At 71.1% G+C, this 19,703-nt stretch carries 19 protein-coding genes; 10 read left to right on the top strand and 9 right to left on the bottom strand.

The window, feature by feature from the left end; all coding sequences use genetic code 11:
- The first annotated feature begins 230 nt into the window (after nt 1-230).
- Nucleotides 231-1,076, top strand: coding sequence for a serine hydrolase domain-containing protein (locus AOK01_RS01380; protein ID WP_055507483.1), 846 nt, complete (start codon nt 231-233; stop codon nt 1,074-1,076).
- Between the two features lie 72 nt (nt 1,077-1,148).
- Here AOK01_RS01380 and AOK01_RS01375 read toward each other — a convergent pair whose 3' ends face one another.
- From AOK01_RS01375 to AOK01_RS01355, 5 genes are all read right to left on the bottom strand, one after another.
- Complete coding sequence (locus AOK01_RS01375) at nt 1,149-1,814, bottom strand: response regulator (RefSeq protein WP_055507481.1); 666 nt, start codon at nt 1,812-1,814, stop codon at nt 1,149-1,151.
- Nucleotides 1,811-2,977 (bottom strand): sensor histidine kinase, encoded by a 1,167-nt coding sequence (locus tag AOK01_RS01370; RefSeq protein ID WP_055507479.1) that lies wholly within the window; start codon nt 2,975-2,977, stop codon nt 1,811-1,813. The genes AOK01_RS01375 and AOK01_RS01370 overlap by 4 nt, the downstream gene beginning before the upstream one ends.
- Nucleotides 2,974-3,693: an ABC transporter permease gene (locus AOK01_RS01365; protein WP_055507477.1), complete on the bottom strand. Its 720-nt coding sequence runs from the start codon at nt 3,691-3,693 to the stop codon at nt 2,974-2,976. The genes AOK01_RS01370 and AOK01_RS01365 overlap by 4 nt, the downstream gene beginning before the upstream one ends.
- Nucleotides 3,690-4,613: an ABC transporter ATP-binding protein gene (locus tag AOK01_RS01360; protein ID WP_055507475.1), complete on the bottom strand. Its 924-nt coding sequence runs from the start codon at nt 4,611-4,613 to the stop codon at nt 3,690-3,692. Before AOK01_RS01360 ends, AOK01_RS01365 begins: the two co-directional genes overlap by 4 nt.
- Nucleotides 4,614-4,730: 117 nt before the next feature.
- Nucleotides 4,731-5,387: a pirin family protein gene (locus tag AOK01_RS01355; RefSeq protein ID WP_055507473.1), complete on the bottom strand. Its 657-nt coding sequence runs from the start codon at nt 5,385-5,387 to the stop codon at nt 4,731-4,733.
- 83 nt (nt 5,388-5,470) lie between these two features.
- Here AOK01_RS01355 and AOK01_RS01350 point away from each other — a divergent pair, with 83 nt between their 5' ends.
- From AOK01_RS01350 to AOK01_RS01330, 5 genes are all read left to right on the top strand, one after another.
- The gene (locus AOK01_RS01350) at nt 5,471-6,682 is read left to right on the top strand and encodes a PucR family transcriptional regulator (protein ID WP_245702025.1); all 1,212 of its coding nucleotides are present in this window, start codon (nt 5,471-5,473) and stop codon (nt 6,680-6,682) included.
- Nucleotides 6,683-6,772: 90 nt separating this feature from the next.
- Nucleotides 6,773-7,699 carry an ACP S-malonyltransferase gene (locus tag AOK01_RS01345; RefSeq protein WP_055507469.1) on the top strand — a complete coding sequence of 309 codons (927 nt, stop codon included), beginning with the start codon at nt 6,773-6,775 and terminating at the stop codon, nt 7,697-7,699.
- Between the two features lie 14 nt (nt 7,700-7,713).
- Complete coding sequence (locus AOK01_RS01340) at nt 7,714-8,745, top strand: ketoacyl-ACP synthase III (protein ID WP_055507467.1); 1,032 nt, start codon at nt 7,714-7,716, stop codon at nt 8,743-8,745.
- A gap of 71 nt (nt 8,746-8,816) precedes the next feature.
- Nucleotides 8,817-9,065 (top strand): acyl carrier protein, encoded by a 249-nt coding sequence (locus AOK01_RS01335; RefSeq protein WP_055507465.1) that lies wholly within the window; start codon nt 8,817-8,819, stop codon nt 9,063-9,065.
- An 85-nt stretch (nt 9,066-9,150) separates the two neighbouring features.
- Nucleotides 9,151-10,422, top strand: a complete 1,272-nt coding sequence (locus tag AOK01_RS01330) for a beta-ketoacyl-[acyl-carrier-protein] synthase family protein (protein WP_055507463.1) — start codon at nt 9,151-9,153, stop codon at nt 10,420-10,422.
- Nucleotides 10,423-10,578: 156 nt separating this feature from the next.
- Here AOK01_RS01330 and AOK01_RS01325 read toward each other — a convergent pair whose 3' ends face one another.
- A complete protein-coding gene (locus tag AOK01_RS01325; protein ID WP_055507461.1) occupies nt 10,579-11,073 on the bottom strand; it encodes a DUF3145 domain-containing protein in 495 nt (164 codons plus the stop codon).
- Nucleotides 11,074-11,381: 308 nt separating this feature from the next.
- Between AOK01_RS01325 and AOK01_RS01320 the strand changes: the two genes are divergently transcribed.
- Complete coding sequence (locus AOK01_RS01320) at nt 11,382-12,305, top strand: SGNH/GDSL hydrolase family protein (protein WP_055507459.1); 924 nt, start codon at nt 11,382-11,384, stop codon at nt 12,303-12,305.
- A gap of 98 nt (nt 12,306-12,403) precedes the next feature.
- On the opposite strand, the gene AOK01_RS01315 is transcribed toward AOK01_RS01320, so the two are convergent.
- Nucleotides 12,404-14,869: a glycoside hydrolase family 3 protein gene (locus tag AOK01_RS01315; RefSeq protein WP_055507457.1), complete on the bottom strand. Its 2,466-nt coding sequence runs from the start codon at nt 14,867-14,869 to the stop codon at nt 12,404-12,406.
- A 238-nt stretch (nt 14,870-15,107) separates the two neighbouring features.
- Between AOK01_RS01315 and AOK01_RS01310 the strand changes: the two genes are divergently transcribed.
- The gene (locus tag AOK01_RS01310; RefSeq protein WP_055507455.1) at nt 15,108-15,677 is read left to right on the top strand and encodes a TetR/AcrR family transcriptional regulator; all 570 of its coding nucleotides are present in this window, start codon (nt 15,108-15,110) and stop codon (nt 15,675-15,677) included.
- A gap of 182 nt (nt 15,678-15,859) precedes the next feature.
- Complete coding sequence (locus tag AOK01_RS01305) at nt 15,860-17,134, top strand: pyroglutamyl-peptidase I (RefSeq protein ID WP_055507453.1); 1,275 nt, start codon at nt 15,860-15,862, stop codon at nt 17,132-17,134.
- Here the strand turns inward: AOK01_RS01305 and AOK01_RS01300 are convergent.
- Nucleotides 17,124-17,984 carry an EI24 domain-containing protein gene (locus AOK01_RS01300; RefSeq protein ID WP_055507451.1) on the bottom strand — a complete coding sequence of 287 codons (861 nt, stop codon included), beginning with the start codon at nt 17,982-17,984 and terminating at the stop codon, nt 17,124-17,126. The genes AOK01_RS01305 and AOK01_RS01300 overlap by 11 nt on opposite strands.
- A 135-nt stretch (nt 17,985-18,119) precedes the next feature.
- Entirely contained in the window at nt 18,120-19,145 is a 1,026-nt protein-coding gene (locus tag AOK01_RS01295; protein ID WP_055507449.1) for an NADP-dependent oxidoreductase, read from the bottom strand.
- Nucleotides 19,146-19,261: 116 nt separating this feature from the next.
- On the opposite strand from AOK01_RS01295, the gene AOK01_RS01290 reads away from it, so the two are divergent.
- Nucleotides 19,262-19,703, top strand: a 442-nt coding sequence (locus tag AOK01_RS01290; protein ID WP_055507447.1) for a MarR family winged helix-turn-helix transcriptional regulator, incomplete at its 3' end; no start/stop codon positions are given.

Below are 19,703 nucleotides of genomic sequence, written 5' to 3'. Positions count from 1 at the left end.
GCAGGTTTGCCGCGTATCGCTGACGGGCCAGGGTGGCCATGCCCCGTCAGGGGCGCGGGGAGCTGCGCGACAAGCCCCCACCGGCCCGCGGTTGACACCCGACCGGGGTCACCCGCGGGCCGGTGGGGGCTTGTCGCGCAGTTCCCCGCGCCCCTGAAAGACGAAAGACTGCGCCGCTCCCCGCGCCCCTCAAGAATCTGCGGGCTCAGGGGGACCGTAGGCTCTGGTGCATGTCTGTGGAGAGTCTTGCGCTGGTCGAGAAGTGGCCCGTTTCTACCGCTGCCGTTGGCGTCGTGCGGGCGGACGGTGTCGTGCTCGGGGCTTACGGTCCCGCCTCGCAGCGGTTCGCGCTGGCCTCCGTGACGAAGCCGCTGACCGCTTACGCCGCTCTCGTCGCGTACGAGGAGGGGGCCGTCGACCTCGACGAGGCGGCCGGGCCCGAGGGGTCCACCGTGCGGCATCTGCTCGCGCACACCAGTGGGCTCGCCTTCGACGAGCATCGGGTGACGGCTCCGCCCGGACAGCGGCGGCTGTACTCCAACGCCGGGTTCGAGCAGTTGGGCGAGCACATCGCGAAGGCCACGGAGATTCCCTTCGCCGAGTATCTGAAGCAGGCGGTCCTCGAACCGCTCGGGATGACGTCGACGACCCTCGACAGTTCCCCCGGCGGCTCCCCCCACGGCTCCCCCGCGAAGGACGGGGTCTCCACCGTCGACGACCTGGTGCGGTTCGCCGCCGAGGTGCAGGCGCCGCGGCTGCTCGACCCTCGGACGGTCGCCGAGGCAATGACCGTGCAGTACCCGGGGACGAAGGGCGTCCTGCCGGGGTACGGGCACCAGAATCCCAACGACTGGGGCCTCGGCTTCGAGATCCGCGACTCCAAGTCCCCCCACTGGACGGGCAGTTCGTCCTCGCCTCGTACCTTCGGGCACTTCGGCCAGTCCGGTACGTTCCTGTGGATCGACCCGGACGCGGAGGTGGCCTGCGTGGCCCTGACCGATCGCACCTTCGGACCGTGGGCGGCCGAGGTGTGGCCCGCGTTCACCGACGCGGTGCTCGCGGAGCTGCGGCGCTGAAGCAGCTACGTGACGCACGTCACCAGCGCTTCCCCTCTCGACATCCGCACGGACGCCCCGGCGGTCGCAGGATCAGCCTGAGCCCCCGGGGAGGACGAAGCCGTTCTCGTAGGCGAATACCACTGCTTGGGCGCGGTCGCGCAGGTGGAGCTTGGCGAACACGCTGCCGACGTGGCTTTTCACCGTGGCCTCGGTCACGACCAGGTGCGCGGCGATCTCCGGGTTCGACAGGCCCCGAGCCACCAGGAGGAGGATCTCCCGTTCCCGGGGAGTGAGACCGGCCAGCAGCCGGCTCGGGGGCCGGAGCGGTTCGGCGCGGGTGGCGTAGTCCTCGATGAGTCTGCGGGTGATCGACGGCGACAGCAGCGCCTCGCCGGCGTGCACGACCCGGATCGCTTCCAGCAGGCGCTCGCGGGAGGCGTCCTTGAGCAGGAAACCCGAGGCGCCCGCCCGCAGCGCGCCGAAGACGTACTCGTCCAGGTCATAGGTCGTGAGGACCAGCACCCGCGGCGAGGAACCGGCGGTGGTCAGCCGGGAGGTGGCCTCGATACCGTCCATGCGCGGCATGCGGATGTCCATCAGGACCACGTCGGGGCGCAGCACGGCGGCCTGGGTGAGTGCCTCGTGGCCGTCGGCGGCCTCGCCGGCGACCTCCAGGTCGTTCTGGGTCTGCAGGAACAGACGGAAGCCGGTCCGGATCAGCTCCTGGTCGTCGACGATCAGCAGGCGGATGGTCATGCCGCCTCGCCGACGGGCAGCCGGGCGGTCACCAGGAATCCGTCTGCGGTGGGGCGGGCGTCGAGGCTGCCGCCTGCCACCGCCGCCCGCTCGCGCATCCCGAGGATGCCGTGCCCGTCGGCCGAGTCTGCCGACGGGACGGGATCGTGGCCGCCGCCGTTGTCCTCGACCGTGACGTCCAGTTGCGTCCGGCCGTAGTCGAGCGTCACCGTGACCTGCGTGGGATCGGTGTGTTTGAGCACATTGGTCAGCGCCTCCTCGACGATCCGGTAGGCCGACAGTTCGAGGCCGCCGGCCAACGGCCGTGCCCTGCCGGTGAGTTCCAGCCGGACCGGCATCCCGGCCGTCCGGTATCCGGCGACCAGCTCGGCCAGCTGGTCGAGCGACGGCTGCGGGCGCCGCTGCGCGCTGTTGTCCGGCGTGCGCAGCAGGACGAGGATCCGGCGGAGCTCGGCCAGGCTCTGCTCCGCGCTGGCCTCGACCCGTTCCAGGGTTTCGGCCGCGACCCGGGGTGAGGTCGGCAGGATGTCCCGGGCGCCGCGCACGCCGATCAGTATGACGGTGACCGAGTGGGCGACGATGTCGTGGAGCTCGCGGGCGATGGATGCCCGTTCCCGCTGTGCCGCGATCTGGTCGAGCTGCTCGCGCTCACGTTCCAGGGTGGCCGCGCGGTCCTCCAGCGCCCAGGTGTAGCGCCGCCGGGTCTGCAGGTACGAGCCGAGCGCCCAGGCGCCGATCGGGATGGGCAGCGACGAGATGCTCGCCAACAGCAGGAACAGCGCCGTCGGCACGAGCGCCGCCACCGAGACCCTTCGGTCCCGCAGGTCGGCGAGCGAGGCAAGAGCGACCACGACGGGCGCCCCGCCCGGGGAGTAGCCCAGCGGCACGAGCACCGCGGCTCCCGCACAGGCCGCGATGAGCACCGCCAAGGGGGCCCGGCGGCGGACGAGCAGGACGGAGCCGGCAAGCACCGTCACCACGACCGGGACCACGCCGACCGGGATCACGCCGACCCGGACCACGCCGACCGGGGTCTCGCCGTCGAAGAGCTGCCCCAGCTCCACGCCGGTCGTGATCACCGCCAGCGCGAGGTCGAACAGCGCCGACCGGCGTGCGACCAGCAGGTCGTACGCCGCCCGGGCCCACCGAGGGAGCCGGTTCACGCCAGATCGCGCCGTCGCTCGACGACGACCGCGACCAGCGTGACCGCGACCGTCCACGCGGCCAGCACCCATCCGGCGGAGACCACCGACAGGGTGGTGTCGTGCGTCATCCGGCTCAGAACTCCGGCCGCGCCGAACGGCGTGAGGTTGACTCCCGATTCCCAGACCCCGGACAGCAGCGGGACCACGGCGAAGTTCACGAGCAGCAGGACGACCACTCCCAGGACCGGGCTACGGATCAGGGCGCCGAGGGCGGCGCCCAGGATCGCGGACAGGACGAACGCCACGAGGTTGCCCGCCACGACGGCACCGACGTCTCCCGAGGTGAGGTCGGGACCGGGCTGGTCACTCAGCAGCGGCAACGCGAGCCCGACCGACACCATGGTCGTCAGCGCGCCGAGCAGGAGCCCGGTCAGCGCGTAAGCGGCAATTCTCGCCGACAGCACGACCCCGCGGTCACGGCGGCCCACCAGAGCCGCCGGCGCGGCCGTCCGGTGCCGGTACTCCCCTGCCGCGCCGACCAGCCCCCAGAGCAGCAGCAGGATCGGCAACCCCGACAGTGCCTCCTCCTTCTCGGCCACCTCGTCCAGGGTGCCCGACGCCACCGCGACCACCAGAACGTTGAGGACCGCGAACGCGACCCCGCCCACCGCGAAGCCCAGCACGGTCCGGGTGGTCACGGTCTTGATCAGTTCGCCTCGCAGCAGACGGCTCATCGGCTCGTCCCGTCCGTGAGACCGAAGAAGACATCCTCCAGCGAAGCGGTCCGCCGGACGATCTCCTCCAGCAGGACACCTTCGCGGTGGGCCAGCCGTGCCACCTCCGCGGCCTCAAGACCTTCGACCAGCAGCCCGCCGCCGTCCTCGCGCTCCGTGCGGCCACCTGCCGCGACCACCAGGCCCGACAGGCGCTCGGCCTCGGCGGTGCGCACCACGACCCCGCTCCGCCCGGACCGTTCGAGGTCCCGGATCGGGCCTTCGTGGACCAGCCGGCCCCGGTCGATCACGATCACGTCGTCGACGGTCTGGGCAGCCTCACCCAGCATGTGGCTGGACAGCAGGACCGTGCCTCCGTTCGCGGCCCGCTCCCGCAGCAACGTCCGCAACCAGCGAATGCCCTGCGGGTCCAGGCCGTTCACCGGCTCGTCCAGCACCAGGATCTCCGGATCGCCGAGCAGCGCCGCGGCGAGCCCGAGCCGCTGCCGCATGCCCATCGAGTACTTCCCGACCCTGCCCCGGGCCGCCTCCTCCAGGCCGACCAGTTCCAGGACCTCACCGACTCGGCGGCCGGGCAGTCCGGCCAGCGCGGCCAGTGACCGCAGGTGCGCCCGGCCGGTCCGGCCGGGATGGGCCCCGCACGGCTCGATGTACACGCCGAGCAGGCGGGCGTCGGGCTTGATCGTCCTGACTGGCGTGCCCCGGACGAACGCCCGGCCCGCGGTGGGCCGTGACAGGCCGACGACCGCCTTGAGCGCCGTGGTCTTCCCGGCTCCGTTCGGGCCGAAGAACCCCGTCACCCTTCCGGACCCGACCGTGAACGACAGGTCGTCGACCGCCGTTCTACGGCCGTACCTCTTGGTCAGCCCCTCGACCCTGATGGCCACCGGGTCCCCGGCGGATGCTTGTGAAGAAGTCATGCCCGCAGCTTCCGACGCGGTGATCTCCCCGTCATCCGCCCACGGTCGAACCCCGGACTCCGACCAGAGGAGGAGACCAGCAGCACGCCATCACCCGCCTATGGCCCGCCCGTTCGGTCAGCCCGCTGTCATCTCCCAGAGCAGCAGCTCCGTCTCGTCCCGGGCCACCGCCGCCACGTCCTTCGCATCCGTGATGCGCGCCGCGTCCCCGGCCTGCAACACCTCGCCGCCCAGCAGGACTTCGCCGCGTACGACATGCGCGTACAGGAAGGGCGCGTCCGGTACCGCCGTGCGCTCCCCCGGTGTCAGGCGGCGTACGTGGAGCATCGCGGCCGCCTCCGGGACCGCGTACGGCGTGGAGTCCGCTATGCCGCGGACGATCTCGTACGCGGGGTCGCCGCCCGGCTCCAGGGGGGCGAGCCACATCTGGACGAAGCGCAGCGGCCGGTCGCCGTCGTTGCGTTCGACGTGGCGGACGCCGCCCGCCGAGCTCAGGCGCTGGACGTCCCCGGGGCGTACGACCGACTCGTGGCCCGTGCTGTCCCGGTGGGTCAGCTCGCCCTCGACGACCCAGGTGACGATCTCGGTGTGGCTGTGCGGGTGCTCGTCGAAGCCGGCGCCGGGGGCCAGACGCTCCTCGTTGCAGGCGATGACCGCTCCGAAGCGGAGGTTGTCCGGGTCGTAGTGCGGGCCGAAGGAGAAGGCGTGCAGGGACTCGATCCCGGCCGCCGGATCGCCTCCGCGGTAGCGCTCGTCGGCGCGCCGTACGTCCATCACGCCCCCACGGTAGACCCGTCGGCGGCGCCACCCGCGACCCGCCGCCGCATCCTGTCGTCCCGATGAGGCAGTCTTGTTCTGTGCCCGAACCCGAACCCAGCAACACCGAACGCGAACGCGCGGCGCGTGCCGCCCATGCGCACACCGCGACCCTGAAGCGGCTGGAGAAGTCGTCCGGCAGCCTCGCCGCCCAGGCCATCGCGCGCATGGACGAGACGCTGCCCTGGTACCGGGCGATGCCTCCGGAGAACAGGTCGTGGATCGGCCTCGTCGCGCAGGCCGGTATCGCCGCGTTCACGGAGTGGTTCCGGCATCCGAACGCTCCCCAGGCGATCTCCACGGACGTCTTCGGCACCGCCCCGCGCGAGCTGACCAGGGCGATCACCCTGCGCCAGACCGTGGAGATGGTGCGGACGACGATCGAGGTGATGGAGTCCGCGATCGACGAGGTCGCGGCCCCGGGCGACGAGAACGTGCTCCGCGAGGCGCTGCTCGTGTACGCCCGGGAGATCGCCTTCGCCACCGCCCAGGTGTACGCGCAGGCCGCCGAGGCCCGCGGCGCCTGGGACGCCCGGCTTGAGTCGCTGGTGGTGAACGCGGTGCTCTCCGGCGAGGCGGACGAAGGGGCGGTGTCCCGGGCCGCGGCCCTCGGCTGGAGCTCGCCCGAGCATGTGTGCGTGGTGCTGGGCACGGCACCCGACGGCGACAGCGAGCTGACCGTCGAGGCCATCCGGCGGGCCGCCCGGCACGCCAAGCTGCAGGTGCTCACCGGTGTCCTCGGTGACCGCCTGGTCGTCATCGCGGGCGGCAGCGACAATCCCCTGGCCGTCGCCAAGTCCCTGATCGGGCCGTACGCCGCCGGAGCCGTGGTGGCCGGTCCCGTGGTGCCCGACCTGCTCGCCGCGACCCGTTCCGCGCAGGCCGCCGCCGCCGGGCTCAAGGCGTGTTTCGCCTGGCAGGACGCCCCGCGGCCGGTACTGGCGGACGATCTCCTGCCGGAGCGCGCGATCGCCGGTGACCCTGCGGCCCGCGACCAACTGGTGGAGGAGATCTACAGACCACTGGAGGAGGCCGGGTCCGCGCTCCTGGAGACGCTGAGCGTCTATCTCGAACAGGCGAGCAGTCTCGAAGGGGCGGCCCGGATGCTCTTCGTGCATCCCAACACCGTGCGCTACCGGCTTCGACGTGTGACTGACGTCACCGGCTGGTCGCCTTCCGACGTACGCTCCGCGTTCACGCTGCGGATCGCGCTGATCCTGGGACGTCTGGCCGCCGGCGATCCCCAGCTCTAGTGCTTTTGTCGGGGACCTACAATTCCCTCTGCTGTTCTTCGTCCCTGTCCCCACGGGCGGCCGAGCCCGTCCACAAGAGAGAGTGTGTAAGTGCTCGTACTCGTCGCTCCCGGCCAGGGTGCCCAGACGCCCGGCTTCCTGACTCCTTGGCTCGACCTCCCCGGCGGTGCCGACCGCGTCGCCGCGTGGTCGGACGCCATCGGGCTCGACCTCGCCCACTACGGAACGCTGGCCGACGCGGACGCGATCCGTGACACGGCCGTCGCGCAGCCGCTGCTGGTCGCCGCCGGTCTCCTGTCCGCCGCCGCGCTCGGTGCCCAGGCGCCTGCCGCCGTCGCGGGCCACAGCGTCGGTGAGTTCACGGCCGCCGTCCTCGCGGGTGTCCTGGACGACACGGCCGCGCTGAAGCTCGTACGCGAGCGGGGCCTGGCGATGGCCGAGGCCGCCGCCGTCACGCGCACCGGTATGTCGGCGCTGCTCGGCGGCGACCCCGACGTGACGATTCCGCACCTGGAGAAGCTCGGCCTGACCCCGGCGAACGTGAACGGCGCGGGCCAGATCGTGGCCGCCGGCACGCTGGAGGAGCTGGCCGCCCTGGAGGCGGACAAGCCCGAGGGCGTACGCAGGGTGGTGGCCCTGAAGGTCGCGGGCGCGTTCCACACCCGCCACATGGCCCCGGCGGTCGACGTCCTCGCGAAGGCCGCGGCGGAGCTGTCGCCGGCCGACCCGACGATCACGTACGTCTCGAACAAGGACGGCCGGACCGTCGCCACGGGCGCCGAGGTCGTCTCCCGGCTGGTCGGCCAGGTCGCCAACCCGGTCCGCTGGGACCTGTGCATGGAGACCTTCAAGGAACTCGGCGTGACCGCGCTGATCGAGGTGTGCCCCGGCGGCACGCTGACCGGTCTCGCCAAGCGCGCGCTGCCCGGTGTGAAGACGCTGGCGCTGAAGACACCCGACGACCTCGACGCGGCTCGCGAGCTCATCGCCGAGCACGCCTCCGACCTGAGCGCGTAAGGAGCCGACAGAGCATGGCGAAGATCAAGGCCCGCAAGGGCGCCCCGTACGCGCGCATCCTCGGTGTGGGTGGCTACCGCCCGGTTCGTGTCGTGCCGAACGAGGTGATCCTCGAACGTATCGACTCGTCCGACGAATGGATCCGTTCGCGCTCCGGCATCGAGACCCGGCACTGGGCGAACGACGAGGAGACCGTCGCCGCCATGTCGATCGAGGCGTCCGGCAAGGCGATCGCCGACGCCGGGATCGACGCCGCGCAGATCGGCGCCGTCATCGTCTCGACCGTTTCCCACTTCAGCCAGACCCCGGCCGTCGCCACCGAGATCGCCGACAAGCTCGGTACGGCGAAGGCCGCGGCCTTCGACATCTCGGCGGGCTGCGCCGGCTTCGGCTACGGACTGACCCTGGCCAAGGGCATGATCGTCGACGGCTCGGCGGAGCATGTGCTCGTCATCGGCGTCGAGCGGCTGTCCGACCTGACCGACCTGGAGGACCGCGCGACGGCCTTCCTGTTCGGTGACGGCGCGGGCGCGGTCGTCGTGGGACCCTCCCAGGAGCCGCACATCGGTCCCACCATCTGGGGTTCCGAGGGCGACAAGTCCAGCACGATCAAGCAGACCGTGCCGTGGGACGAGTTCCGGAGCGGCGACGTGTCCCGGCTGCCCGTGGACTCCCGGGGCAAGGTCAAGTTCCCCGCGATCACGCAGGAAGGCCAGGCGGTGTTCCGCTGGGCCGTGTTCGAGATGGCGAAGGTCGCCAAGGAGGCGCTGGAAGCCGCCGGACTCACTGCGGACGACTTGGACGTCTTCATTCCCCACCAGGCCAACGAGCGGATCATCGACTCGATGGTGAAGACTCTCAAGCTGCCGGAACACGTCACGGTCGCGCGTGACGTGCGCACCACCGGCAACACCTCGGCCGCCTCGATTCCGCTCGCTATGGAGCGGCTCCTGGCGACCGGCGAAGCGAAGAGCGGCGACACCGCGCTCGTCATCGGCTTCGGGGCGGGTCTCGTTTACGCCGCGACGGTCGTTACCCTCCCCTAGGCACTCCGTCCGGAACGTTCCGGGCGGCAGTACCGCCACACCCTCTGGATACACAAGAAGGAGCGCCTGACATGGCCGCCACTCAGGAAGAGATCGTCGCCGGTCTCGCCGACATCGTGAACGAGATCGCCGGCATCCCGGTCGAGGACGTCCAGACGGAGAAGTCCTTCACCGACGACCTCGATGTCGACTCGCTGTCCATGGTCGAGGTCGTCGTCGCCGCCGAAGAGCGCTTCGACGTCAAGATCCCCGACGACGACGTCAAGAACCTCAAGACGGTCGGCGACGCGACCGAGTACATCCTCAAGCACCAGGGCTGAGCACCTCTCAGCCCCGAGTGCCGCTAGCCCCGCCACCCGGCGGTGGCGCCGCTGAATCCTCGTATCCGTTGGAGAAAGAATTCCCGTGAGCCCGACCAATCGCACCGTGGTCGTCACCGGTATCGGCGCAACCACACCGCTGGGTGGCGACGCAGCCTCTACTTGGGAGGGCCTGGTCGCCGGACGTTCCGGTGTCGGCCCTCTGGAGCAGGACTGGGCCGCCGACCAGGCGGTCCGTATCGCCGCGCAGATCGCCGTGGAGCCGGGCGAGGTCATCCCGCGCCCGCAGGCCCGCCGACTTGACCGCTCGGCGCAGTTCGCGCTGATCGCGGCCAAGGAGGCCTGGGCGGACGCCGGATTCACCGGCAAGGCCGGCGAGGACACGGCGGTCGACCCCCACCGCCTCGGCACGGTCGTCGCCTCCGGCATCGGTGGCGTCACGACCCTGCTCGACCAGTACGACGTGCTCAAGGAGAAGGGCGTACGCCGCGTCTCCCCGCACACCGTGCCCATGCTCATGCCGAACGGCCCCTCGGCCAACGTGGGTCTGCTCGTCGGCGCCCGCGCCGGTGTGCACACCCCGGTCTCCGCCTGCGCGTCGGGTGCCGAGGCCATCGGCTACGCCATCGAGATGATCCGCACCGGCCGCGCCGACGTCGTCGTCGCCGGTGGCACGGAGGCGGCCATCCATCCGCTGCCCATCGCCGCGTTCGGCAACATGATGGCGATGTCCAAGAACAACGACAACCCGCAGGGCGCCTCGCGTCCGTACGACATCAGCCGTGACGGCTTCGTCCTCGGCGAGGGCGCCGGCGTGATCGTCCTGGAGTCGGCCGAGCACGCCGCCGGGCGCGGTGCCCGCGTCTACGCGGAGGCGGTCGGCCAGGGCATCTCCTCCGACGCCCACGACATCGTGCAGCCGGAGCCGGAGGGACGGGGCATCGCCCACGCCCTGCAGAACCTGCTCGACAACACCGACCTGAACCCGGCGGAGATCGTGCACGTCAACGCGCACGCGACCTCCACGCCGGCCGGAGACGTGGCCGAGCTGAAGGCACTGCGGAAGGTGTTCGGCGACGACGCCGACCATTTCGCCGTGTCCGCCACGAAGTCCATGACGGGGCATCTGCTCGGTGGGGCCGGTGGGGTGGAGTCGGTGGCCACGGTGCTGGCGCTCTACAACCGGGTCGCGCCGCCGACCATCAACGTCGAGAACCTCGACCCCGAGGCGGAGGCCACCGCGGACATCGTTCGTGGGGAGGCCCGGAAGTTGCCCGTCGACGGGCGGATCGCCGCGCTGAACGATTCGTTCGGGTTCGGCGGGCACAACGTGGCTCTGGCGTTCCGTACGGTCTAGACAGCTTGGACGGTCTGGATTCGGCCGTTCTTGGCTTGTTGGTGAGTGGCTCGGCTCCTTCTGGGGTGCTGGGCCACTTGTTGTTTGTGGGTGGGTGACCGGCTGGTGGGGGCTGGTCGCGCAGTTCCCCGCGCCCCCGAAAACGCCCCTTTGGGCTCAGACCACCTGGTGGAGCCAGCGGACCGGGGCGCCCTCTCCCGCGTAGCGGAAGGGTTCCAGTTCGTCGTCCCAAGGCTTGCCGAGGAGCTTGGTGAGTTCGGACTCCAGTCGCGTCTCGCCCTGCTGAGAGCGGGCCAGGGCGGCGCGCAGGCGGTCCTCCGGGATCAGGATGTCGCCGTGGATCCCGGTCACCGCGTGGAAGATACCCAGGTCAGGGGTGCAGCTGTAGCGCTCGCCCTCGGCGGTGGCGCACGGCTCGGCGGTGACCTCGAAGCGCAGCATCTGCCAGCCGCGCAGCGCCGAGGCGAGTTTGGAGGCGGTGCCGACCTCGCCCTTCCAGGAGAACTCCGATCTCCAGGTGCCGGGCGAGGCGGGCTGCCGGATCCAGTCGAGACTGACCCGTGTGCCGAGCATGCCCGCGACGGCCCACTCGACGTGCGGGCACAGCGCGCGCGGCGCCGAGTGCACGTAGAGAACTCCACGTGTCGTCACTGGGACCTCCGGACAGAGCGGGCATCTTTTGGGTTGGCGGTTCGTTCAGTGGCAGGGCGGCCACGTGGCGAGGCTACCGTGCGGCGGCGCAAGGGGTGTGACGTACCGTCGGTCCCAGCGCCCGTAAACACGGAGGTTTCACCCGGCGGGACCTGTGACGGTCCGCCGGCCGGGGGGTCCGCGAGGCCTCCCCCGGGCGCGCACAGCCACCCGGGAGGACGCTTGGGGGCGGGCCTTTGACGTCGGTACGCGCCGACCGGGACGACCGAGATGAACGAGACGGACGAGACGGACGAGGGGAACTGGGGATGCGGAACCGTGGTCACCGCTCGCGGGGCCTCGTCGTCACTGTCGTGGCCGTCGTGGCGGCTCTTGTCGGCGGCGCGGGACTGACCGGATGCGACGCGGTCGGCGGTGACTCCCCCGGCCCGACGGGCACCACCGCGCGGGCCGCGAAGCCGTCGCCCAGACCCACTCCGGCCTGGGACCGCACTCCGCGCTCACTGGCCGCGGTCGGCGACTCGATCACCCGCGGTTTCGACGCCTGTTCGGTGCTGACCGACTGCCCGGAGGTGTCGTGGGCCACCGGCACCGACGCGAAGGTGAACAGCCTCGCGGTACGCCTCCTGGGGGCGACCGGGGCCGCCCGGCACAGCTGGAACTACGCGGCGACCGGCTCCCGTATGTCCGACCTGCCCGCCCAGATGGCCCAGGCCGCGGCGAAGAAGCCCGAACTGGTCACGGTGATGGCCGGCGCGAACGACGCCTGCCGCGCGTCGGTGTCCGCGATGACCTCGGTCGCGGACTTCCGCACGCAGTTCGAGGACGCGCTGACCACCCTGCGCAAGACGCTGCCGAAGACCCAGGTGTACGTGTCGAGCGTGCCCGATCTGAAGCGGTTGTGGTCGCAGGGGCGGGTGAACAAGCTGGGCAAGCAGATCTGGAAGCTCGGGATCTGCCCGTCGATGCTCGGCGACGCGGATTCGCTCAGCGCGGCGGCGACGTTGCGGCGGGACACGGTGCAGGACCGGGTCGAGTCGTACAACACGGTGCTGGAAGAGGTGTGTGCGAAGGATCGGCGGTGCCGGTTCGATGGTGGGGCGGTGTTCGAGTACCGGTTCGGTACGGAGCAGTTGAGTCACTGGGACTGGTTCCATCCGAGCAAGGACGGGCAGGCGCGGCTTGCTGAGATGGCGTACGGCGTTGTGACCGCGCGTACGCCTCCGGCGTGAGGGTGGGCAGGCGCCGTTATTGGGTGCGGGTGCGTTGTGGCTGGTCGCGCAGTTCCCCGCGCCCTCGAAAGCAGAAGGTTGCGCCGTTCCCCGCGCCCCTAGAAGTCGTGTGTCGTGGTCAGTCTGGTGTCGGTCAGGGAGTGGGAGGCCTCGATTTTGTATGGGCCCTTGATGGGGGTCCAGGTGTGGGTCTGGGGGTCCCAGGTTTCGAAGGTTCGGGTGGGGAGGGCGATGGTTGTTTCGACGGATTCGCCTGGGGATGCCTCTACGTTCGCGAAGCCCGCCAGCCAGCGGGTCGGGCGGTCCGGTGTGGGGTCCGACGGGGCCACGTAGATCTGGACGGTCTCTCGGCCGGTGCGGGTGCCGGAGTTGGTGACGCGGACCGTGACCGTCGTGTCCGTCGTGATCGTTGTGTCCGTGACGTCGATCTCGTCGTACGTCCAGTCCGTGTAGCCGAGGCCGTGGCCGAAGGGGTACGACGGGGTGCGGCCCTCCTTCTCCCAGGCGCGGTAGCCGATGAATACGTCCTCTCTGTAAGGGAGTTCGCCGTCGGTCGGGGTGACCCCGGTGACCGGGGCCGCCTCGAAGGAGCCCCAGGTCGTGGGGAGTCGGCCGCCGGGCTCGTGCGCGCCGGTGAGGACGTCGGCGAGGGCGGCGCCGCCCTCCTGGCCCGGGAACCAGCCGAGGAGCACCGCGGCGACCTCGTCGCGCCACGGCAGCTCCACCGGGGACCCGGAGTTGACGACCACGACGGTGTTCGGGTTGGCGGCGGCGACCGCGCGCACCAACTCGTCCTGACCGCCCGGGAGTCGGAGGTCGGCGCGGTCGAAGCCCTCGGACTCGACCTGTTCGGTCGTCGCGACCACGACGATCGCCGTGTCGGCGGCGCGGGCCGCCTCGACCGCCTCGGCGATCAGTTCGTCGGCGTCGCGCCGGGGCTCCTGGTGGGCGAGCGTGAAGCTGATCATCTTCATCGGCATGTCGGCGGGGAGGACGACGGCGTGGCGCAGTGAGACCTCGTAGTCCCGGCCCGCGGTCAGGTCCACCGTGGCGCGCTCCACCGGGTCGCCGAAGAACGTCACGAACGGGTCGGCCACGTCGGTGCTCTGGACTCCGTCGAAGTACTCCGTACCGTCGATCGTGAGCACGAAGGCGCCGAGTCCCTTGATGCCGAACCTGTGCGGGCCGCTCTCGCGCGGCGTGAAGGTGCCGGTCAGTTCGACGCTGTCGAGGCGGTCGTGGGTGACGCCGTCGGGCAGGTCGTTGCCCATCCACTGGATGTGGCCGCTCGGCGCGGAACGGGTGCCCACGACCTCGCCCCCGGCGTCGCGGCAGACCGCGCGCAGCTCGAACCCCTTGTCGGCGGCGGCCAGTACCTGGCTCGGGTCGGCGCCGACCGCGTACGTCAGCGTGCCCTTCGGCAGGGCGGCGGTCAGGCCGTCCAGCGGGGAGACGATCCGGGCCGGGAAGACGGTGGCGGAGCCGCCGCCGAGGACACGGGCGTCACGGGCCGCCGCGCCGATGAGCGCGACCGAGTGCCCGTCCGGGACCGGGAGGGCGCCTTCGTTGCGTACGAGTACGAAGGCGCGGCGGGCGATCTCGCGGGCGAGCGACTCGCCGTCGATCGTCTCGGGGAATCCGGGCGGGTCGGTGACGACGGGCTCGGCGCCCGCCAGGATGCCGACGCGGGCGGCCAGGCGCAGGACGTTGCGCACGGCCTCGTCGACCTTCGCCTCGTCGGTCTCGCCGGCCCGGACGGCGGCGGCGAGCGCGGGCCCGTACACGGTGGTCGGCCCTGGCATCGCGACGTCCAGGCCGCCCTCGATGCTGCCGACGGTCGAGCGGGCGGCCATCCAGTCGGAGACGTTGAAGCCGTCGAAGCCCCACTCGCCGCGCAGGATCTCGTCGACCAGGTGGCGATGCTCGGTCATCGTCGTGCCGTTGACCGAGTTGTAGGCGGTCATGATGCCCCAGGGGTGGGCGTTCTTCACGATGGCCTCGAAGGGCGCCAGGTAGAGCTCGCGCAGGGCACGCTCGGAGAGCACGTTGTTCACGGTGAAGCGGTCGGTCTCGGCGTCGTTGGCGACGAAGTGTTTGACGGTGGTGCCGACGCCGCCCTCCTGCACCCCGGTCACGTACCCGGAGCCGATCCGTCCGGTGAGGTACGGGTCCTCGCTGTACGCCTCGAAGTGACGGCCGCCGAGCGGGGAACGGTGCAGGTTGACCGTGGGGGCGAGCAGGACGTGCACACCCTTGCGGCGGGCCTCCTGGGCGAGGAGCCGGCCGGCGCGGCGGGCCAGGGCGGGGTCCCAGGTGGCGGCGAGCGCGGTCGGGGACGGCAGGGCGACGGACGGGTCGTCGGCGGACCAGCGCACGCCCCGGACACCGATCGGGCCGTCGGACATGACCAGTGACTTCAGCCCGATCTCGGGCAGCGCGGGCAGGGACCACATGTCCTGTCCGGCGAGCAGCCGCGCCTTCGTGTCCAGGTCGAGACCGGCGAGAGCCGCCTCGACCACTGCCTCGCGCGCCTGATCGGCCGGGGTGGGCCGGGTTCCTGCCATGGCCATGCCTCCTCGTTGAACCGTTGCACCGCTGATCCGTTGCACCGCTGAACCGTTGCACCGCTGAACCGTTGCACCGCTGAACCGTGAAGTCCGTTCCGCGTCTCTGGCTTCTGTCCGGCTCCGGCTCTCCGTCGTGTCTTCCCCATCGTGCGACCGTTACCTGTCGGTCGGTAGGTTTCGTTATCGTTACGTTACGGTCGCCACCTGGAGGCCGTGGCCGTCGTACGGTGACGTCATGACGAGCGGGGCGGCCAGGTCGGCCAGGGGCACGGAGCGGCGTGCGGAGATTCTCCGGGCGGCGCTTGAGGTGATCGCCGAGCGTGGTTACCGGGGCGCGAGCCTGGCGGCGGTCGCCGAGCGCGTCGCCCTCACCCCGCAGGGGCTGCTGCACCACTTCCCGACCAAGGAGGCGCTGCTCGTCGCCGTACTGGCGGAGCGCGACCAGTGGGACGCGGTCCCCGGCACCGGGTGGCCGCTCGACCTGCTCGGACAGCTGGTCGAGTACAACGCCATGCGGCCCGGGATCGTACAGACCTTCTCGGCGCTGCTCGGCGAGAGCGTCACGGAGGGGCATCCGGCGCGCGAGTTCTTCACCGAACGGTACGAGGCCGTGCGCGCCAACATGACACAGGTGCTGCGGACCGAGTACGGGGAGCGGCTGCCCAGCGGGCTCACACCGGAGCGGGCCGCGCCCCTGCTCGTCGCGGTGATGGACGGGCTGCAGTACCAGTGGCTGCTCGCGCCGGAGTCGGTGGACATGCCTGCGGCGTTCCGGGACTTCCTCACGCTGCTGGGCGAGGGCTGACCCCTCACGACAGTCGCGGCAGCCATGACAGTCACGGCAGTCACGGCAGTCACGGCAGTCACGGCAGTCACGGGAGACAGGCGAGGCACGAGAGACACGCGCCATGGCGCGTGTCCCGTGCGTCACGCATACTGCCGCCATCCGACGACGTCCCCACCCGCGACGGAAGGACCTGAACCACCTTGACGCACATACGAGTTCCGATCGGTGTCCTCGGCCTGGCTCTGCTGGCGGGACTCGCCGCGCCGCCCGCCCTCGCCGCGGAGAACCCCGCGGCCACGCCCACCGTGGAGGAACAGCGCCTCGACAGAGCGGCGCCCCAGGAGATCCTGACCCGGTCCGGATTCGACACGGTGGCACCGCAGTTCGCCCGCGCCCTGGGCAAGGCGCGCTCGTACGCACAGGCCGAGCGCGTGGTCGAGCGGCAGGGTGCCCGGCTGTGGCAGCGGGCGGTGGACCGGGCCCAGGGCCGCGGCCCCGCAGGCGGTGACCTCAGCAGGGACGACGACCGGCCGCTGTACTGGGCACGGCTCGGCATGACACGTGAAGTACGCCAGTGGCAGCCGGAGTTCGGCCTCACCGAGGCCCGGCGCACCAAGCTGCTCGCGGCGCTGGAACGTACCTCGCGCGGCCAGGACACCATCCGCTATCCCCACACCGAGACAAGCAAGGCAAGCAAGGGGAGCAAGGGAGTCAAGCGGATTCTGGTGACCGGGTTCGACCCGTTCACGCTGGACCGGGACGTGCGGATCTCCAACCCGTCGGGGGCGACCGCGCTCGCGCTGGACGGCACGGTGATCAACACGGCGGACGGTCCGGCGCGCGTCGAGACCGCCGTCTTCCCCGTCCGCTGGCAGGACTTCGCCGAGGGCACGGTGGAGCGGACACTGCGCCGGCACCTCCCCCACGTCGACCTGTTCACGACGATCAGCCAGGGCCGGGTGGGCCGCATCGACGTCGAGCGGACCAACGGGGCCTGGCGGGGCGGCTTCCCGGACAACGAGAACGTCTCGCGCACCGAGACGGTCCCGGTGACCGACCCGGCCTCGCAGCCGCAGTGGACGTCGACGACCCTGCCGTACAAGGACATCGTCGCCGCGGACACGGGACGCTTCCCCGTGTACGACAACACGTCGGTGACCGAGATCCCGGCGGGCGGGACGGCGCCCGTCGTACGCCCCGACGGACCGACCGCGGGCTCGACGGCGCGGGCGGGCGGGGGCGGTGACTACCTCTCCAACGAGATCGCGTACCGCGCGACGCTGCTGCGCGACCGTCTCGGTCTGCACGACTCGCTCCCCGGCGGCCATGTCCACACGCCGGTACTGCAGTTCGGGGCGGGCAACACGGACCCGGCGAGCGGGACGGTCACCGATCCTCAGTTCGTCCAGAACCGGCTGGACATCATCGCCCAGGTGCGGTCGATCCTGAAGGTGGCGGCGAACGTCACCAACTGACCGGGCCCGTGGGATTCGTAGGTCCTGCGGGATTCGCAGGTCCCACTGGATGCACGGGGTTCACGGGATTCGCGGGGTCGCCGTCGGCCGAGTTCTCCTCGCGCGTCTCCTCGCCCAGCAGGTCGCGGGCCATCAGTGTGGCGCCCGCGACCGCGCCGGGCATCAGGAAGACGGCGACGAAGGGGACGAGGAAGGCGAGGCCCAGCGGGGTGCCGAAGCCCCAGACGAGCGTCCGGCGGGAGCGGAGCATGGTGAGGCGGTCGCGGAGCACGACGCCACGCCGTTGCAGGGCGACCGCCGTCAGCTCCTCGGTGAGGAAGAAGCCGGTGACGAAGAAGCCGATCACCGGCACGACGGTCTGCCCGACGAACGGGATGAACCCGAGCGCGAAGAGCAGCACGCCCCACACCAGTGCCCTGGCCACGATCCGGAGGCTGTCCCGTGCCGAGATCAGCAGTTCGCGCCAGAGCGGGAGGCCCGACTCGGGGGCCGTGCCGTCCGGGGACACGTCCCGGTCCACCTTCTCGGAGAGGCTCTCGTAGAAGGGCTGGCCGAGGACCAGGGTGACCGCGGTGAAGGTGACCACGGAGAGGAGCAGGGCGAGCGCGAAGAGGACCGCCGTGAGGAAGCCGCGGAAGAGGCCGAGCCAGGGGCTCGACCAGTCGTCGGCGAAGGGGGTGGCCCAGGAGACGAAGTCGGTGCCCCACAGGGCCAGCGCGACCAGTGCGGCGGCGTACAGCACGAGGGTGATGAGGCCCGGGATCAGTCCGAAGCCGAACTGTTTTCCGTGCCGGACCACCCAGCGTTGGCCGCGCATCAAGTACTTGAACCCCGCCGCCACATCACGCATGGCTGCACCTTACCGGGGCTGCGCCCCGGAGCTCTCCCGCCCGGCTCTCTGCTCCCGGCTCTCCCGCCCGTCCGCCGGGTGCGGGTCCGCTGTGGCTGGGCGCGCGGTTCCCCGCGCCCCTCAGGCGCGCCGGCGTCAGAGCGTGACGATCATCTTGCCGGTGTTGTCGCCGCGCAGGACCCCGAGGAACGCCTCCAGGTTGTTCTCGATGCCCTCGACGACCGTCTCGCGGTACTTGAGTTCGCCGGAGGCGACCCAGGGGCCGACCTCCTCGACGAACTGCGGCTGCAGGTCGTAGTGGTCGCCGACGAGGAAGCCCTCGATACGGCCGCGGGTCGCGATGAGACGGCCGAGGTTCTTCGGGCCCGGCGCGGGCTCCGTGTTGTTGTAGACGGAGATCATTCCGCAGATCGCGATACGGCCGCGGAGGTTGAGGGAGCCGATGGCCGCCTCCAGGTGGTCGCCGCCGACGTTGTCGAAGTAGACGTCGACGCCGTCCGGGGCGGCCTTCCTCAGCTGCTCGCTCACCTGGCCGTCCTTGTAGTTGAAGGCGGCGTCGAAGCCGTACTCCTCCACCAGCAGCTGGACCTTCTCGTCGGAACCGGCGGAGCCGATGACCCGCGAGGCGCCCTTGAGCCTGGCGAGCTGGCCGACCTGGCTGCCGACGGCGCCGGCGGCACCCGACACGAAGACGGAGTCGCCCTCCTTGAAGGCGGCGGTGCGCAGGAGGCCCGCGTACGCGGTGAGGCCGGTCATGCCGAGGACGCCGAGGTACGTGGTCAGGGGCGCGGCCTCGGGGTCGACCTTGACGGCGTTCTTGGCATCGACCACGGCGTACTCGCGCCAGCCGAAGAAGTGCAGGACGTGGTCGCCGACGGCGATGCCCTCGGCGTTCGACGCGACGACCTCGCCGACGGCGCCGCCCTGCATGACCTTGCCGAGTTCGAAGGGGGCGACGTACGACTTCGCGGCGCTCATGCGGCCGCGCATGTACGGGTCCACCGAGAGGTGCTTGTTGCGCACCAGGACCTGGTCCGGGCCCGGCTGCTTCAGCTCGGCCTCGACCAGGGCGAAGTCCTCGGGCTTCGGCCAGCCGACGGGGCGGCTGACGAGGTGCCATTCGCGGTTCGTGGTGGGGAGTTCAGAGGTGTGGTCGGTCATGGGGAGGCATCTTTCCGTGGGGACGGCGGCTCTGCCGGCGCAAATGTTTCAGCACCTGAAACAACAATGTGCCTCAATATTTCATGGTGTCAAGTAAGGGGGGTAGCCTGGAGCACATGTCCCCGCAGAAGTCTCCCCGGATAGACCCTCTGACACTTGAGGTCGTCGACCTGATCGGCACGGTGGTGGCGCGTTACCACGAGGAGTACGAGGAGGCGGCGGCGGAGCATGCGCTGACCGGGGCGCAGGCGCGGCTGCTGAGCCTGCTCTCGCTGGAGCCGCTGCCCATGCGGCGGCTGGCCCAGAAGCTGAAGTGCGAGCCGTCCAATGTCACCGGGATCGTGGATCGGCTGGAGGCGCGGGGGCTGGTCGAGCGGCGGCCCGACCCCGGTGACCGGCGGGTGAAGCTGGCGGCGGCGACCGAGGAGGGGCGGGGGGTCGCGCGGAGCCTGCGGGTGTCCCTGCGGTTCGCGCGGGAGCCGCTTGCGGGGCTCTCGCGGGCGGAGCGGGTGGCTTTGCGGGGGTTGCTGCTGCGGATGCTTGACGACTCCGTCGGGG

The sequence above is a fragment of the Streptomyces aurantiacus genome (assembly GCF_001418335.1).
Classification (GTDB): domain Bacteria; phylum Actinomycetota; class Actinomycetes; order Streptomycetales; family Streptomycetaceae; genus Streptomyces; species Streptomyces aurantiacus.
This window is presented reverse-complemented; position numbering and strand designations above follow the sequence as displayed.

What these genes read in the sequence shown, in the direction of transcription:
- AOK01_RS01335 (WP_055507465.1), top strand. Translation starts at nt 8,817, where the DNA reads ATGGCCGCCACTCAGGAAGAGATCGTCGCCGGTCTCGCCGACATCGTG.
- AOK01_RS01360 (WP_055507475.1), bottom strand. Translation starts at nt 4,613, where the DNA reads ATGACTTCTTCACAAGCATCCGCCGGGGACCCGGTGGCCATCAGGGTC.
- AOK01_RS01355 (WP_055507473.1), bottom strand. Translation starts at nt 5,387, where the DNA reads ATGGACGTACGGCGCGCCGACGAGCGCTACCGCGGAGGCGATCCGGCG.
- AOK01_RS01315 (WP_055507457.1), bottom strand. Translation starts at nt 14,869, where the DNA reads ATGGCAGGAACCCGGCCCACCCCGGCCGATCAGGCGCGCGAGGCAGTG.
- AOK01_RS01375 (WP_055507481.1), bottom strand. Translation starts at nt 1,814, where the DNA reads ATGACCATCCGCCTGCTGATCGTCGACGACCAGGAGCTGATCCGGACC.
- AOK01_RS01365 (WP_055507477.1), bottom strand. Translation starts at nt 3,693, where the DNA reads ATGAGCCGTCTGCTGCGAGGCGAACTGATCAAGACCGTGACCACCCGG.
- AOK01_RS01320 (WP_055507459.1), top strand. Translation starts at nt 11,382, where the DNA reads ATGCGGAACCGTGGTCACCGCTCGCGGGGCCTCGTCGTCACTGTCGTG.
- AOK01_RS01300 (WP_055507451.1), bottom strand. Translation starts at nt 17,984, where the DNA reads ATGCGTGATGTGGCGGCGGGGTTCAAGTACTTGATGCGCGGCCAACGC.
- AOK01_RS01310 (WP_055507455.1), top strand. Translation starts at nt 15,108, where the DNA reads ATGACGAGCGGGGCGGCCAGGTCGGCCAGGGGCACGGAGCGGCGTGCG.
- AOK01_RS01380 (WP_055507483.1), top strand. Translation starts at nt 231, where the DNA reads ATGTCTGTGGAGAGTCTTGCGCTGGTCGAGAAGTGGCCCGTTTCTACC.
- AOK01_RS01295 (WP_055507449.1), bottom strand. Translation starts at nt 19,145, where the DNA reads ATGACCGACCACACCTCTGAACTCCCCACCACGAACCGCGAATGGCAC.
- AOK01_RS01340 (WP_055507467.1), top strand. Translation starts at nt 7,714, where the DNA reads ATGGCGAAGATCAAGGCCCGCAAGGGCGCCCCGTACGCGCGCATCCTC.